This is a genomic window from Pseudomonas sp. p1(2021b), from assembly GCF_020151015.1.
Classification (GTDB): Bacteria; Pseudomonadota; Gammaproteobacteria; order Pseudomonadales; family Pseudomonadaceae; genus Aquipseudomonas; species Aquipseudomonas putida_K.
In genome coordinates, this window is sequence record NZ_CP083746.1 from 4682206 (window position 1) to 4697743 (window position 15538).

Annotated in this window: 10 protein-coding genes; 3 read left to right on the forward strand and 7 right to left on the reverse strand. The window is 64.9% G+C overall.

Annotated elements, in window-relative coordinates; all coding sequences use genetic code 11:
• Nucleotides 1-3: 3 nt before the first annotated feature.
• Entirely contained in the window at nucleotides 4-1530 is a 1527-nt protein-coding gene (locus tag K8374_RS21745; protein WP_224457158.1) for a M60 family metallopeptidase, read from the forward strand.
• Between the two features lie 127 nt (nucleotides 1531-1657).
• Here K8374_RS21745 and K8374_RS21750 read toward each other — a convergent pair whose 3' ends face one another.
• The 3 genes from K8374_RS21750 to K8374_RS21760 all read right to left on the reverse strand — a co-directional run bounded on the left by K8374_RS21750 (nucleotide 1658) and on the right by K8374_RS21760 (nucleotide 4710).
• The gene (locus tag K8374_RS21750) at nucleotides 1658-2236 is read right to left on the reverse strand and encodes a YceI family protein (RefSeq protein ID WP_224457159.1); all 579 of its coding nucleotides are present in this window, start codon (nucleotides 2234-2236) and stop codon (nucleotides 1658-1660) included.
• A gap of 34 nt (nucleotides 2237-2270) precedes the next feature.
• Nucleotides 2271-2822, reverse strand: a complete 552-nt coding sequence (locus K8374_RS21755; RefSeq protein WP_084854029.1) for a cytochrome b — start codon at nucleotides 2820-2822, stop codon at nucleotides 2271-2273.
• Nucleotides 2823-3069: 247 nt separating this feature from the next.
• Entirely contained in the window at nucleotides 3070-4710 is a 1641-nt protein-coding gene (locus tag K8374_RS21760) for a flavin monoamine oxidase family protein (RefSeq protein ID WP_224457160.1), read from the reverse strand.
• A 230-nt stretch (nucleotides 4711-4940) separates the two neighbouring features.
• Here K8374_RS21760 and K8374_RS21765 point away from each other — a divergent pair, with 230 nt between their 5' ends.
• Both K8374_RS21765 and K8374_RS21770 read left to right on the forward strand, forming a co-directional pair.
• Nucleotides 4941-6347 (forward strand): adenosylmethionine--8-amino-7-oxononanoate transaminase, encoded by a 1407-nt coding sequence (locus K8374_RS21765; RefSeq protein ID WP_224457161.1) that lies wholly within the window; start codon nucleotides 4941-4943, stop codon nucleotides 6345-6347.
• Nucleotides 6348-6497: 150 nt separating this feature from the next.
• Nucleotides 6498-7217 (forward strand): 16S rRNA (uracil(1498)-N(3))-methyltransferase, encoded by a 720-nt coding sequence (locus K8374_RS21770; protein WP_224457162.1) that lies wholly within the window; start codon nucleotides 6498-6500, stop codon nucleotides 7215-7217.
• Between the two features lie 157 nt (nucleotides 7218-7374).
• Here the strand turns inward: K8374_RS21770 and trhA are convergent, their stop codons facing one another.
• The 4 genes from trhA to K8374_RS21790 form a co-directional block, all read right to left on the reverse strand.
• Nucleotides 7375-7992, reverse strand: a complete 618-nt coding sequence (gene trhA / locus K8374_RS21775; RefSeq protein WP_224457163.1) for a PAQR family membrane homeostasis protein TrhA — start codon at nucleotides 7990-7992, stop codon at nucleotides 7375-7377.
• Between the two features lie 125 nt (nucleotides 7993-8117).
• Entirely contained in the window at nucleotides 8118-8591 is a 474-nt protein-coding gene (locus tag K8374_RS21780; protein WP_224457164.1) for a chemotaxis protein CheW, read from the reverse strand.
• Nucleotides 8584-13479 (reverse strand): Hpt domain-containing protein, encoded by a 4896-nt coding sequence (locus K8374_RS21785; protein ID WP_224457165.1) that lies wholly within the window; start codon nucleotides 13477-13479, stop codon nucleotides 8584-8586. Before K8374_RS21785 ends, K8374_RS21780 begins: the two co-directional genes overlap by 8 nt.
• 10 nt (nucleotides 13480-13489) lie before the next feature.
• The gene (locus K8374_RS21790; RefSeq protein ID WP_224459379.1) at nucleotides 13490-15514 is read right to left on the reverse strand and encodes a methyl-accepting chemotaxis protein; all 2025 of its coding nucleotides are present in this window, start codon (nucleotides 15512-15514) and stop codon (nucleotides 13490-13492) included.
• Between the last annotated feature and the right edge of the window lie 24 nt (nucleotides 15515-15538).

Here is a 15538-nt window from a genome sequence, read left to right on the forward strand (position 1 = left end):
AACATGAATACTTTTACACCGTCTCCAAAGTTCAATAAAACCGAGTCCTCGACCGGCATAACTACCGCAACACCGGTCATTACTAGCCTTTCGCTCAGGCGGGGTGCAAAGAATGATGTCCGAGGAAGCACATCCGTAACCCAAGGTGTGATCGAAGCCTTCTCCAATGGTACTTGGAAAGGGATTGCCGACGTAAAAGCCGATGGACGCTTTCATAATCCCGACTTGCCAGACAGCTACCTGCTGACCGCTGATACCGTACACGTGCGCGTCAACAGTTCGGGGCTCTCCCATCCCGTCACAGCGACGGATAGCTTTGTCCATCCGCGGTCCATCTACATAGGCCCCACGGCGGCCAAAGCCAACGACCAAGCGTTTTACCAATGGAGTCTACAGTGGGCCGACTATCAACCCACCGGCTATAAATTGCCTGCCGGTAAAAGCGCCTCCCTATGGCTTGAAGGGGACGATGAAGATGTGACAGTCCTGATAGGCGTACAAGGGCTGGCTGAGCAATCGAACCGCGCGATACAAACTCCAAACATGCGCGAGGTTCGCTTACAACGCGGTGACAACCGGCTGCAGCCCGACCTTGTCGGCGGCGTGATCCATATTCGCAATACGGGTAAGTCCGGCTGCCGCGTTATTCTCGACGGCGCCTTCCAGCCCATTCCTTATTTCATCCTTGGGCAGACTCCGCCGAACGACTGGCATCGCATGCTCGATAAAAGCGATCGCCAAACAGAAGTCCAGCTCGTCGGCGACCGAGTGGTCATATCCGCCTACGCCGATACCTACCGGTTATTCGCGCACCCCGATGTTGGAGAGATTGTCAGGTCCCATGAAGAAGTCTTGAAAATCGAAGCGATTGCCGCCGGTCTGGACGGGTCTTCACCGAGGCATACGCGAAGCAATTTATGGATTCATGCCGTAGAAAGCGTATCCAGTAGTTCGCCCTATGCCACCACGGGCTACATTGGCCTGCCCCACAGTCGCACCCAAGGCAGCGAATACATGGATGCATTATTGGGCGGGCGTGCACATAAGCTTTGGGTCACTCTGCATGAGTACGGCCATCATTTTCAGAACCGGACGAACACATTGGCGCCGTTGTTCGACGAAAACTCGGTGAACATCTATGCCCTTGCAGTCGGGCGCGTCCATTCGAACAATTACAGCGAAGAGTTCCCCAAACGGTGGCCAAGCCTGAAGGCATGGTTGGCCAAGCCGCGCGACCAAAAGCACTATCCGGAATCTCCGGATACGCACGCTATCTTCGAACAGCTCAGAAAAGGATTCGGCGACCATTACCTGCCCACCTGGGACCGCTTCGCCAGGGAGAACCCGATCAACGGTAATGACCTTGTCAACTTCACCACCTCGCTATGCAAGGTGGCCAACTGCAACCTGGCGGATTTCTTTGCCGACTGGGGGGTCATCAAGGAGGGTGATGCCACCTGGCACGCGTTACATGCCTTGCGACTGCCAGCAGCACCTGCGGGGCTGATTCATCAAGTTCCATACACATAAGCATAGGGGCCACTACGCGGCCCTTCGCGGCGAAAGGCCCCTTCTACAGGCCCTGTGTGAGTCCTGTAGAAGCGGCCTTGTGCCGCGAAAGGGCTGCGCAGCAGCCCTTGCTTTCAAACCGCTCGAATTACTTCTGCTTCACACCTTCGACACTGATATCCAGGTCCAGGGTCTGGGAAGTGGCACCTGGGCCCTTGATACCGAAGTCGTTCAGGTTCAGCGTGGTGGTGGCATTGAAGCCTGCACGCTCGCCGCCCCATGGGTCCTTGCCTTCACCGTTGAAGGTAGCCTTGAAGGTGACTGGCTTGGTCACGCCGTGCATGGTCAGGTCGCCGGTCACATCGGCAGTCTTGTCGCCGGTCTTCTTCACGCTGGTGGAGACGAACTTGGCTTCTGGATACTTCTTCACGTCCAGGAAGTCGGCGCTGGCGATGTGCTTGTCACGCTCGGCGTGGTTCGACCACAGGCTCGCGGTCTTCAGCTCGACATTGATCTTGCTGTCTTCCGGCTTGGCGCTGTCCCAAGTGAAGTTACCGTCGAAGTCCTTGAAGGTGCCGTGGATGAAGCTATAGCCCAGGTGGCTGATCTTCCAGTCGACGAACGCGTGCTGGCCTTCCTTGTCGATCTTGTACTCGGCGGCCATGGCCTGGCCAGCGGAGAGCAGTGCGGTACCGAGCGCCAGAGCGGCAAAAGTCTTTTTGAACATCCTTACTTCCTTCCTATGCAATTGAGGTAGAGAGTCAAGCTTTGCGGCCCAGCATGCGGGCCAGGGTCGCGTCACGGTCGATGAAATGGTGTTTCAGTGCTGCCAAGGCATGCAGGATGGCGAAAATCACCAGCCCCCAGGCCAGGTAGAGGTGGATGACCCCGGCGACGTCAGCCTGGTCGGGCAGATCGCTGACAAGCGCCGGAACCTCGAACAAACCGAATACCGGGATGCCCACGCCGTCGGCGGTGGAGATCAGGTAACCTGCGATCATCACGCCGAACAGGCCAAGGTAGAGCAGCGCATGCCCCAGCTTGGCGGCCAGGCGGGTGAATGCCCCGTGGCTGGCCGGCGCCGGCGGTGGCGGGCTGACGAAGCGCCAAATCACACGCAACAACATCACCCCCAGCAACACCAGGCCGATGCTTTTATGCAGGTCGGGCGCGGATTTGCGCCACGGGCTGTAGTAGTCGAGGCCGACCATCCACAAGCCCAGGCCGAACAGCCCGAAGACTGCCAGGGCCACGCCCCAGTGCATGACGATGCTGACCAGGCCATAACGAGAGGACGAATTGCGCAGTTGCATGTTGGTGTGTTTCCCCGTGAAAGCTGGTGCACAGACTAGCGCGTAACGTATCGAATAAAAGCGGAAAAACTTGCTTCGGATGATCGAAAAATTAGATGTGTATTGTGTAACCTTCCCATTAAGGAAACATTAACGATAGCCGGTCAGGAATCTGTTGCCAGTGCCGACCCAATCCCTGGGCAAGCCCGCTCCCACAGGGGTGGAAGCGGGATCGTCACACTAAGGCCAGCACTGGCTACAACGAAACTCAGCCAGCCTTGGCCTTGGGTTCCGCCGCCGCCTCAGGCTCGGCCTTGGCAGGCACATCGCCCTTATCGGCACCACCGAACATCCGCGAGAAGAAGCCCGGCTTGTCTTCCTTGGTCGGCTCCTGTTTCACAGGTTCGGCCTTCGCCTTGTCGGCCTTGCCGGACGCCCCACCGAACAGGTTGGCGAAGAACCCGCCCTTGTCCTTGGCACCGGCAGTACTCGGGGTTGCGGCGACTGGCGCGACCTTGGCCGGCTCGAACGACTTGCCGTCCGCCAGGTCCTGCACCTGGCTCGCGGCACGCTGGCCACTGCGCAGCGCCCCCTCCAGCGTGCCGGGGTAGAGCGCATCGGTGTGCTCGCCGGCAAAGGCGATGCGTTGCACCGGGCGCTCCCACAAACGCCAGTACTTGCTGATCTGGCCTGGACCGTAAGCCAGGTAGGCACCACCCATTCCGGCGTCGGTGCTGTAGCGACGCACTTCATATCCGGTGAAGGCGCCACGAGCCTGTGGGTAGAAGGCATGCATGCGGATCAGCACCTGGTCGACCATTTGCTTGTCACCAAAGGCCTGCAGCAGACGGGCGTTGTCGCCCGACAGGTTGATCACCACATTGGCGCCGCCCTTGAGCGCCGGTTCGATCCACAGCATGCCAAGGCCTGCATTGCTGAAGATCTCGCCCGACATGCGTGCGCGGCTTTCCCATACCGGCTTCTTGAACTTGAGCATCAGCTGGTCACGCCAGCCGTAGTTGGTACCCTTGAGGGCAGCCAGGTGCTTGCCGTCCAGGCCTGGGGTCATCTGGATCTTCGCCAGCGCCCGCAGCGGCACGGCCATCACCAGGTAATCGGCCTGGTAGGCAACGCTGCCGACCTTGACCGTCACGCCGGTCTTGTCCTGGATGATCGCGGTCACCGGCGAACGGGTCTTGATGGTCTTGAGTTGCTTGACGAAGGCCTGGGCCAGCACCGGGCTGCCGCCTGGCAAGCGCGCGGCACGCAGGTCGCGGTCGCTGACCCCACGGTAGACGCGCGTCTGCTGGGCGAAGTAGAGCAACGACAGGCGCGACGGTTCGTCGTAACGGGTCCGGATCTGCTGGTTGACCAGTTGCCGGGCGGTGGCCGGCAACTGCAGCTTGTCGAGCCAGGTGGAGACGTTCATCTGGTCGAGGGCGAACAAGGTGCTGGTGGCCGCCGGGTTCAACGGGTCGTCGATCGAACGGGCCAGGTCGTCGAGGGTCTTCTCGTAGCGTTTGAGCGCGTCCGCGGTGGCCGGCTGCTTGGTCGCCAGGTCATTGGCGCTGTAGTACTCGCCATCGATCAGGTAGCCGGGGGTACGTACGAATTCCGGCGCAGGCAGTGTTTCGAGCTTGAAGCGGTCCAGGTACTGGTTGAGCACCGGCTGGCTCTTGCCGTTGCCGATCCATTCGCTGGTGGCCAGGCCCGAGCGCCCGCCCATACCGGTCTTCGCTTCCAGCACCGTCACCTGCCAGCCCTTGTTCTGCAGTTCGTAGGCCGCGGTCAGGCCCGCCAGCCCACCGCCAACGACGATCGCCGTGGGGCTCTTGTCCTTGGCCAGCGCACCGGCGCTGGACACACCAATCAATACCAACGCACACAGGCGTACCCAAGCAGCAGCCATTTTGGCGAACTCCGGAAATAAAGGTGACAAAAAGAGGGGAAGAACGCCCCGGGACGAGATGCGTTAAGAATACGTCAGGTATCCAGACCCTGCCAGCGTAGTGACATCAAGTGCCCGTCGGCACAGGAAATTCAGTTTTCGGCACCGCCGCATGCTGCGCGTCGGTTGTCCTGCGCGGCCCCATTGCTTAGGCTTGTCGGCCAAAGCACGCCCCGCCAGGAGATCTGCCCATGGGCCTCAACCAACAGTGGATGCAACGCGACCTGAAAGTCCTGTGGCACCCCTGCACCCAGATGAAAGACCACGAGCAGCTGCCGCTGATCCCTATCCGCCGTGGTGAAGGCGTGTGGCTGGAAGACTTCGAAGGCAAGCGCTACCTGGATGCCGTCAGCTCCTGGTGGGTCAATGTGTTCGGCCATGCCAACCCGCGCATCAACCAGCGCATCAAGGACCAGGTCGACCAGCTCGAGCACGTCATCCTGGCCGGTTTCAGCCACCAGCCGGTCATCGAGCTGTCCGAGCGCCTCGTCGCCATGACGCCGGCTGGCCTGGACCGGGTGTTCTACGCCGACAACGGCTCGTCCTGCATCGAAGTGGCGCTGAAGATGAGCTACCACTACTGGCAGAACCAGGGCCAGGTGGACAAGAAGCGCTTCGTCACCCTGACCAACAGCTACCACGGCGAGACCATCGCCGCCATGTCGGTGGGCGACGTGCCGCTGTTCACCGAAACCTACAAGGCGCTGCTGCTCGACACCATCAAAGTGCCGAGCCCGGACTGCTACCTGCGCCCCGACGGCATGGGCTGGGAAGAGCATTCGCGCAACCTGTTCGCGCTGATGGAACAGACCCTGGCCGAGCACCACGCCAGCATCGCCGCGGTGATCGTCGAGCCGCTGATCCAGGGGGCCGGCGGCATGCGCATGTACCACCCGGTGTACCTCAAGCTGCTGCGCCAGGCGTGCGACCGCTACGGCGTGCACCTGATCCATGACGAGATCGCCGTAGGCTTCGGCCGTACCGGCACGATGTTCGCCTGCGAACAGGCTGGTATCCGCCCGGATTTCCTGTGCCTGTCCAAGGCCCTGACCGGCGGCTACCTGCCCCTGGCCGCCTGCCTGACCACCGACGATGTGTACCAGGCCTTCTACGACGACTACCCGACCCTGCGCGCCTTCCTCCATTCGCACAGCTATACCGGCAACCCGCTGGCCTGTGCCGCGGCGCTGGCGACCCTGGATATTTTCGAGCAAGACAATGTGATCGAGGCCAATAAGGCGCTGTCAGCGCGCATGGCCAGCGCCACCGCGCACCTGGCCGAGCATGCCCATGTCGCCGAGATCCGCCAGACCGGCATGGCCCTGGCCATCGAAATGGTCCAGGACAAGGCCGGCAAGGTCGCCTACCCCTGGCAGGAGCGCCGCGGCCTGAAGGTCTTCGAGCATGCCCTGACCCGTGGCGCGCTGCTTCGGCCACTGGGTAGCGTGGTGTATTTCCTGCCGCCGTACGTGATCACCCCGGAGCAGATCGATTTTCTGGCCGAGGTGGCCAGCGAAGGTATCGACATCGCCACCCGCGACAGCGTCAGCGTGGCGGTGCCGGCGAATTTCCACCCCGACTTCCGTGATCCAGGCTAGCCTGCGCGTCCCTGTAGGAGCGGCCTTGTGCCGCGAAAGGGCCGCAACGCGGCCCGGCAAAATATGGAAACCTGGGGCCGCTACGCGCCCCTTTCGCGGCACAAGGCCGCTCCTACACAGTGTGCGTAGCCCTTTTTTGACGAGCCCCCCATGAGACTGTCCCGCTTCTTCATCGACGCCCCCCTGAGCCTCGGCGAACACGAGTTGCCCGAAGCCCAGGCCCATTACATCGGCCGCGTGCTGCGCATGGCCCCTGGCGATGCCGTGCAATTGTTCGACGGCAGCGGCCAGGAATTCCGTGGCCAGTTGCTGGAGGTCGGCAAGAAAGCCGTGCGCGTAGCGCTCGACGAGACCCTCCCCGGCCAGGCCGAATCGCCGCTGCAGGTGCACCTTGGCCAAGGCCTGTCGCGGGGCGAGCGAATGGATTGGGCGATCCAGAAGGCCACCGAGCTGGGCGTCAGCGCCATCACGCCGATCGTCAGCGAACGCTGCGAAGTGCGCCTCAAAGATGAACGCGCCGACAAGCGCCTGGCCCACTGGCGCCAGGTGGCGATCAGCGCCTGCGAGCAATGCGGCCGCTCGACCGTGCCGGTGATCCACCCGCCAGTGACGCTTGCCGACTGGTTGAAGGAAACCGACGCTGACCTCAAGCTGGTACTGCACCCGGTCGCAGAGCCCTTGACCCGCCACGAACGCCCGGTGCGCCTGGCCTTCCTGATCGGCCCGGAAGGCGGCCTGAGCGATGCCGAGGTGGAGCAGGCCAAGGCGGCCGGCTTCCACTCGGCACGCCTGGGCCCGCGAGTGCTGCGCACCGAGACCGCGCCGGTGGTCGCGCTGGCGGTGGCGCAGCAGCTGTGGGGTGACATCTAGTGTGGTGTTTCACAAATAACGACCATAACTCGCGGCGCTTTTTGCGCACATGCGGCGTTGTCGCTCCTCGCCGTAGCTGGGCTACGACTCGTCGCGACGCCTTGCCTGAGCGCAAAAATCGCTCGCGAGTTATTGGTCGTATTTGCAAAACACCACACTAGCGCACGTAGAAGAACACCGCGACGAAGTGCATCAGGCTGCCGGCGATGACGAACAGGTGCCAGATGCCATGCCAATGGCGGAAGCGGCTGTCGAAGGCGAAGAACAGGATGCCGATGGTGTAGAACGCCCCGCCCGCCGCCAGCCAGGCGAACCCGGCACCGCCCAGGCTGTGCAGCAGGGGCTTGACTGCCACCAGGACGATCCAGCCCATCACCGCATAGATGATGATCGACAGGATCCGCGCCTCCGAGCGCGGCTTGATCTCCTGGAGCATGCCGACCACCGCCAGCCCCCAGACCACGCCGAACAGGCTCCAGCCCCAGGGGCCACGCAGGCTGACCAGGCAGAACGGGGTATAGCTGCCGGCGATCAGCAGGTAGATCGACAAGTGATCGAGCTTGCGCATGATCACCTTCGCCCGGCCGCGGGTGCTGTGGTAGAGGGTGGAGATGCTGTAGAGCAGCAGCAAGGTGCTGCCATAGATGGAGAAGCTGACGATCTTCCAGGGGTCGCCCTGCAACCCGGCCACGACGATCAGCCAGATGGCGCCGATACAGGCCAGCACGGCACCGACCAGGTGCGTCCAGGCATTAAAACGTTCACCGTAGTACATGCAGACACAGACCTCCTGAAGCGTGCCAGGTTCCGCATCGCCGCTGCCCTCATCGCGGGACAAGCCCGCTCCCACAGGGGCGGCGCTAGCCACCTGTTCTCTGCGCAGCGGCCCCAACCCGCATACTACCCGGCGACAGGTTGCAGATCGGCGTCACGCACCATCCGCTCCAACCCCGCCAGGTCCGGCACCCTAGCCACCTGTTCGCCCACCTGCACCGCGGCCAGTTCCAGGCTGGCCAGCGGCACGTCCACGTAATTGAGCTGGCTGTCGAGCTTGCACGAGCGTGGGATGTCCTGCAGCAGCAGCGCCAGGTAGCGCAGCCCGGTATCGCCCAGGGCGTTGAGCACCACGACACGGGCCCGATCACCGCAAAGGGTTTCGCCACCACAGGCCGCCTCGAAGCCGATCAGCGGCAGCCGCTGCTGGCGCCAGTCGATCCAGCCCAGGTGCCAGGCCGGGTCATGGGCCTCGCAGGTGAACGCGCGCTGGCCGATCAGTTCGGCCACGGCGACATTGGGCAGCACCAGGGTCCGGTCGCTCATGGGCAGCAGCAGGCCGGTCAGGCTGCTGCGCTGGCCGGCGATATGTTCAAGCATGGGTCTGGCTCCAGTGGGCAATGCTCGCGAGCAATACCGACTCCTGGTACGGCTTGCCCAGGTAGTCGTTGACACCGATGGCCATCGCCCGGTCGCGGTGTTTCTGGCCTGTACGCGAAGTGATCATGATGATCGGCAGGTCCTTGAGCCGCGCGTCGCGCCGGATACGGGTGGCCACCTCGAAACCGTCCATGCGCGGCATTTCGATATCCAGCAGCAGCACGTCCGGGCGATGTTCCTCGAGCAGGGTCATGGCATCCACCCCGTCCTTGGCCGTGAGCACGTTCATGCCATGGCGCTCGAGCAGGCGGCTGGTGACCTTGCGCACGGTCACCGAGTCGTCCACCACCATCACCAGCAGACGCCGGCGTGGCGCCGGCCCGAGCAACGGCCGCTGGCCGCCATAGCCACCCGGCAGGCGCGCCAGGCGTCGCTGCTGGCCACGCAACTGGCCGAGCAGGTCGAGGATCAGCACCACCCGGCCATCGCCCAGCAAGGTCGCGCCGGACAGCCCCGGCACCGCCGCGAACTGCGGCCCCAGGCTCTTGACCACGATCTCACGGCTGGGCGACAGGCTGTCTACCTGGATGGCGAAGGATTGCTCCTGGGAGTGCACCAGCAACACCGGCAGCGGCACGCTCTGGCCCAGCAGGCTGGGGCGGGGCCTGCCCCCTTGCAGCACTTCGCCAAGGTAACGCAGGTGGTATTCGTGCCCGGCATAGACATAGCGCGGCGCACTCAACTGGTAACAGGCCTCGAGCTCCGCGGGCGGCACGCGCACGATGCCCTCGATGGTGTTGAGCGGTATCGCGTATTGTTCATCGTCCAGGTGCACCATCAGCGCCCGGTTCATGGAGACGGTGAACGGCAGGCGAATCAGGAAACGTGCGCCCTTGCCCGGGCTCGACTCGATGCTCATGGAGCCGCCCAGCTGCTTGACCTCTTCATGGACCACGTCCATGCCAAGCCCGCGGCCGGAAATCTGGGTGATCTTCTCAGCGGTGGAAAACCCGGGGCGCAGGATGAACTGCAGGATCTCGTGGTCGCTCAAGTACGCCTGCGGGTCCAGCAAGCCGCGCTTGATCGCCTTGTTACGGACCGCCTCCAGGGGCACGCCGGCACCGTCGTCGCTCATTTCGATGACGATGTCGGCGCCCTCGTGGAGCAGGTTCAGGTGAATGGTGCCCTGCTCCGGCTTGCCGGCAGCCAGGCGCACCTCCCGGGTTTCCAGGCCATGGTCGACCGCGTTGCGCAGCATGTGCTCGAGCGGCGCCACCATGCGTTCGAGCACGCTGCGGTCCAGCTCGCCCTCGGCATTGCCGACCACCAGTTCCACCTGTTTGCCCAGCTCGCTGGCCACCTGCCGCACCACACGCTGCAGGCGCGGCACCAGGCGCTCGAAAGGCACCATCAAGGTGGCCGTCAGCCCCTCCTGCAACTGGCTGTTCACCCGCGCCTGCTGCTGCAGCAGGCTGTAGGCATCCTGGGCACGCTGGGCCAGGGTTTCCTTGAGGTCGAGCAGGTCGGAGGCCGATTCGAACAGCGCCCGCGATAACTGCTGCAACTGGGAATGGCGGTCCATTTCCAGGGGGTCGAAGTCGTCATAGGCATCGCCTTCGGCCTGGTAACGGCTGGACATCCGCCCCTGGGTCTCGATATCCAGGCGCAGCAACTGGTCGCGCATGCGCTCCAGGGTGGTTTCCATTTCGTTGAGGGCGAACTGGGCATCGTTGACTTGCTGCTCGATGCGGCCCCGGATGATCGAATGCTCGCTGGCCAGGTTGCCCAGGTCGTCCAGCAGCTCGGCATCCACCTTGACCATGTCGCCTGCGGCCCGCTCCGGGGTGACCGCCGGTGCTTCGGCGGCAGGCACCTCGGCCTGTGCCTGGCCTGCGGCGCTGTCGGTCAGCGCCGCGCTGCTGAAGTTGCGGATATAGTCGATCAGCGCCGTAGCGGCGTGCAGCGGTTGGCCAAGGCGCACCGCGTCGAGCATGTGGGCGAGGCGGTCATGGCAATTCTGCAGCAGGGCGAACAATGCCGGGCTCGGCGGCAGGCGGCCAGCGGCGAGCAGTTCGTAGAGGAATTCCAACTCGTGGGCCAGGTCGCCGATCGCCGCGACCTCGACCATCCGCGCCCCACCCTTGAGGGTGTGCAAGTCGCGCAGCAGGTTCTCGACCTCAATGCTGTTGCGCGGGTCGGCCTGCCAGCGGGCCAAGGCGGCGGCGGCGCTTTCGACGATATCCGAGCTTTCTTCCAGGAAGACTTCACGCAGTTCGCTGTCGCCCGGGCTCTGGGCCTCGCCTGCCCCAGGCTCGGCAACCGGCGCGGCCGGGAAGGGCAAAGGCGTCACCGTGTCGAGGCCGACCTTGCCCATCGCGTCAGGCGCCAGGGCATCGTCCAACAGGCCACGCAGGGCCGCCACGCACTCCAGGCGTGCCTCGACCTGCTGCCCGGCGGCGATCTCGTCGAACATGTCGAGCAAGGCCTCGTGGGCCTGCTGGGCCAGGCCGAAGAAGCGCCCATTGGCGGCCAGGCTGCCCTCCTCCACGGCGCCGTACAGGTCGAGCAGCGCTTCACAGACTTCATCCACCTGCCACAGCTCGGCCAGGTGGGCCGCCTGCCCGAGGGCCGTCAGGTCATCGAGCAGGGTTTCCAGCTCCTGGCGCTCGCCCGGGTGCTCCTGCCAGCGCGACAGCAGCGATTCGGCATCGAGCAGGATGTCCATGCCCTGCGCCAGGAAGGCCGCGATACGCTGCGGGTCGCGCCCGGAGCGTTGGGCCGGGGGCGGGTTCTGCTCAAGAAATGCCAGGCGCGCATCCACCGCCTGGCCGACCTGCTCGATCAGCGCCGCGGCGTCCGGGATGGGCGCCAAGGGCGTGCTGTCGAGCTGGGCGAGGCCCAGGTGGAACAAAGCCCGGGCTGCCTCCAGCCATTCGAGCTCGGCGACTTGCAACGCCAGCCCGTGCCCTTTGTATTCCCGAACCAGACGGTCGAACGCCGTGGCCAGCTCGGCAATCGGCATGACACCCGCCATGGCGGCGCTGCCCTTGAGGGTATGCAGGGCGCGCTGCAGGCTGTCGCTGACGGGCGAGCCCTCGCCGTCCGCACCGCGCAGGAAGGTTTCCAGGCTGCCCAGGTGGCCCTGGGCCTCGTTGCGGAAGATTTCCAGCAATTGAGGGTCCAGCCCGTGGGCCGCCGCCACCGGTGGATTGTGGATGGCCAACTGATGCAGATGGCTGGACAAGGCCTCGGCCTCGGCCAGCGGCGTCAGGTGACCCACCGCGAAATCGGCCAGCAGGTCCGGCAAACGCACCAGCACCTGTTGCAAGGCCACCACACTCTCCGCCGCCAGGGTGATGCGCCCCTCCAATACGCGGTTGAGCAGGTGCTCGGCGCCCCAGGCCAGCTCCGCCAGGGCCTCGGCATGCACCATTCGCCCGCTGCCCTTGAGGGTATGCAGCGCCCGGCGTACCTCCACCAGCGCATCGCGCAAGGTGTTGTCGGCACGCCAGCGCAACCAGTGGCGTTCGATCTCCGGCAGCAGCTCGCCGGCTTCCTCGAGGAAAACGTCGCGCAGCTCGTCATCGATCGCCTCGGGCTCGAGGCAGGCCTGGGGCTGCTGGCATACCACGCCGATCGCCGCCAGGCTGGCACGGGCCATGTCGAGGAATGGCTGGGCGTCGGCCAGGGGGTCGGCTGCGCGCCATTGCAGATACATTTCGCCGGCACTCAGCGCTTCGGCCAGGTGCGCAAGCTCCTCGGCGGGCGGTTCCTGTTCCAAGTGGGCAAGCCAGCCCTGCACGTAACCGGCGCAACCACCGAACACCTCGGCCACCTCCGGCAGCATGAGCATGGACAAGGCACCGCGCACCTGGTGCAACAGGCCTGGCAGCGGCTGCAGGCGCTCGCGTGGCCAGCCGGACTCCAGGCAATCGCCGATCAGGTCCTTGGCCTGCTGCAACACCGCCAGCGCCTCGTTCAACACCAACTGGCGGATCTCGATCACGTCGGCGCCCGGCAGGTTGCCCTGGCCGCTTTCATCCAAGGGCCCGACCATGCCGTTGAGGGTCGCCTCCACGTACAGCAAGGCGCCGGCGATATCCATCAACACCGCATCGTCCACGGCTCGCTCGCCCTGGGCCAGGGCCTGCAAGGCCAGTACCTGGTCGATGATCACCCGGCGCGGTTGCTGGAAGGCCAGTACCGCCAAGGTATCGGCGACCTGGCGCAGCGGCGCCAGCAGGGCCTCCAACTGCTCGCGCTGCTGGCGATCGCCACGCACGAACAGGTCCAGCCGCTCCTTGATCCGTACCAGGTCGTCGCACAGCGCCATCACCACCGAACGCAACGCATCGCGGCCTTGCCCTGCCTGCAACTGTTCGCGCCAATTGCCCAGGGACAGGTCCAGGTCAGCCAGGTCGGCAGCCCCGGCCAGACGCTGCGCAGCCTGGCCGACCAGGCTGCCCTGCGGCAACGGCTCGACGCCTCGGCACCCGCGCAACTGGTTCAGCAACGGCACCACCACCAACGGCAGGTCGTGACGTGCCCCGCGCAGGCGCTCCAGGTACGGAGGCAACTGCTCGAGCCCCCGGAACAGCGCGCCGAGGCAATCGCCCCGGGGGCTGACCTGGCCATCGGCCATGGCCCGGCCGAGCAGCTCCAGTTCCTCGGCCAGGTGAGTCGCACCGCGCAGCTCGAGCATGCGCAGGCAGCCGTGCACCTGGTGCAGATTGTCGATGAAGAAGGCCAGCATTGCCGGGTCTTCCGGCTCGCTGGCGAAACGCTCCAGGGCCTGGCGGGCCTGACCCAGGCAGTCGAGGATGGCTGCCTTGGCCCAGGCCAGGGCAACGGTGTCGTGGCGCTCGGGGCTCACGGTCGTGGGCACCATGGCTCGCTCCTCAACGTGGTTCGGCGGGGGCCGGCAGGGTGAAGCCGGAGACCGAGCGGCGCATCTCGCTGGCCATGCGCGCCAGGTGGCGGATGCTGTCGGCGGTGGCGCCGGAGCCGGCGGAGGTCTGCGCGGTGATCTGCTGGATCACCGCCATAGTGTGGGAGATCTGCCCGGCCGAGGAAGTCTGCAACTGGGCAGCGTCGGAAATGCTGTGGATAAGGTCGGCCAGCGTCTGCGACACGCCCTCGATCTCGGCCAGGGCGACGCCGGCGTCCTGGGCCAGGCGCGCGCCGCGCACCACCTCGGCGGTGGTCTGCTCCATGGAGATCACCGCCTCGTTGGTATCGGCCTGGATGGTGCGTACCAGCGCCTCGATCTGCCGGGTGGCCGACGACGAACGCTCGGCCAGGCGCTGCACCTCGTCGGCGACCACGGCGAAACCACGCCCGGCCTCGCCGGCGAGGGAGGCCTGGATCGCCGCATTGAGGGCGAGGATGTTGGTCTGGTCGGCGATGTCGTCGATCAGGCTGACGATGTCGCCGATCTCCTGGGAGGACTCGCCCAGGCGCTTGATCCGCTTGGCGGTGTCCTGGATCTGCTCACGGATGTTGTCCATGCCGTGGATGGTGTTGTGCACCACCTCGTTGCCCTTGTTGGCGATGGCCACCGAGCGCTCGGCTACCTTCGCCGACTCGTAGGCGTGGGCCGACACCCGGTCGATCGATTCGACCATGTCACCTACCGCCAGGGACGCCTCGCTGATCTGCTCGGCCTGGTGCTCGGAGGCCTTGGCCAACTGGCGAGCGGTGTTCTGGGTGTCCTGCACGGCCGCCGCGACCTGCTCGGCACTGTGGTTGATGGTCGCCACCAGGTCGCGCAACTGGTCGACCGAATAGTTGATCGAGTCGGCGATGGCCCCGGTGAAGTCCTCGGTGACCGACACGGTGACGGTCAGGTCGCCGTCAGCCAGCTCTTCGATCTCGTCGAGCAGGCGCATGATCGCTTGCTGGTTGCGTTCGTTCTTCTCGGCGGTCTCGCGCAGCTGGCGGTGGGTGGCGCGTACCATCACCAGGCCGATGAGGATGATCGAGGCCAGGGCCACCAGCCCCAGCAGGTAGCCGCCGATGGTGGCCAGGGTGCGACCACTGGCCAGGTTCTCGAAACCGTTGGCCAGGTGCGAGGCTTCGTCGAGCAGGGTCTGCGACAGGCTGAAGATGTTGCCGGCCGCCTCGCGCACGCGCAGCAGCTCCGGCGAGGTCTCGAGGATTTCATCCACGGAGCCTGCGACGAACTGGAACAGCTCGGCGATTTCGGCCAGTCGCGCGCGGGCGTCGGCGTCCTCGACCTTGGTCACCTGGATCGCTGGGTTGCCGCCGAGCATGCCCTCGAGCACCTGGCCGAAACGGCTGGCATCGCGCCCGAAGGCATCCGCCGCCTGGGCCGAGCTGTCGTCGCCCGCCAGCACCGTGTTGACCGAGCCGAGGATGCGCTCGGCCAGCAACAGCTGGCGCTGGGCCACAGCCACCTGGCTGGCCGGCGCACCGCTCTGCAGGAGGATCTCCACGACCTTTTCATACTCGACCTGCAACTGCGGCACGGTCTCGGCCAGGGTCGCTGCCACCTGGTGCAGCGACAGCACGGTCTGCTCGCTGGCAAGGATGGTGTCGGTGTTCTTGCGCAGGTTTTCCCAGTCCTGGCGCACGGCGTCCATTTCGTCGCGCACGGCCATGGGCGCCGGCGGCAGCCCAGTGGCCTGATCACCCTCGCGCAGGTAGCGCCAGCGCCGCTCGAAGTCGTTGCGCGCATCGGACAGCAACTTGAAGGCCAACGCCTTGCCGGCCGCCGCCTCGGTGGCGTTCTTGGCGATGCGCTGGGAAAGCACGCGCAACTCGCCGGCATGGCCGATGTACTGCTTGTCGTAGTTGGCCTGGGTGTTGAGGTAGGCGAAGTTGGCGAACAGCAGGATGATCGACAGGATCAGCAGCAGGAACAGCACGGTGATCTGCGCGATGCTGCGCCGACGCGGGCTCACGACAGCCGGGGCAACGGGTGTGGC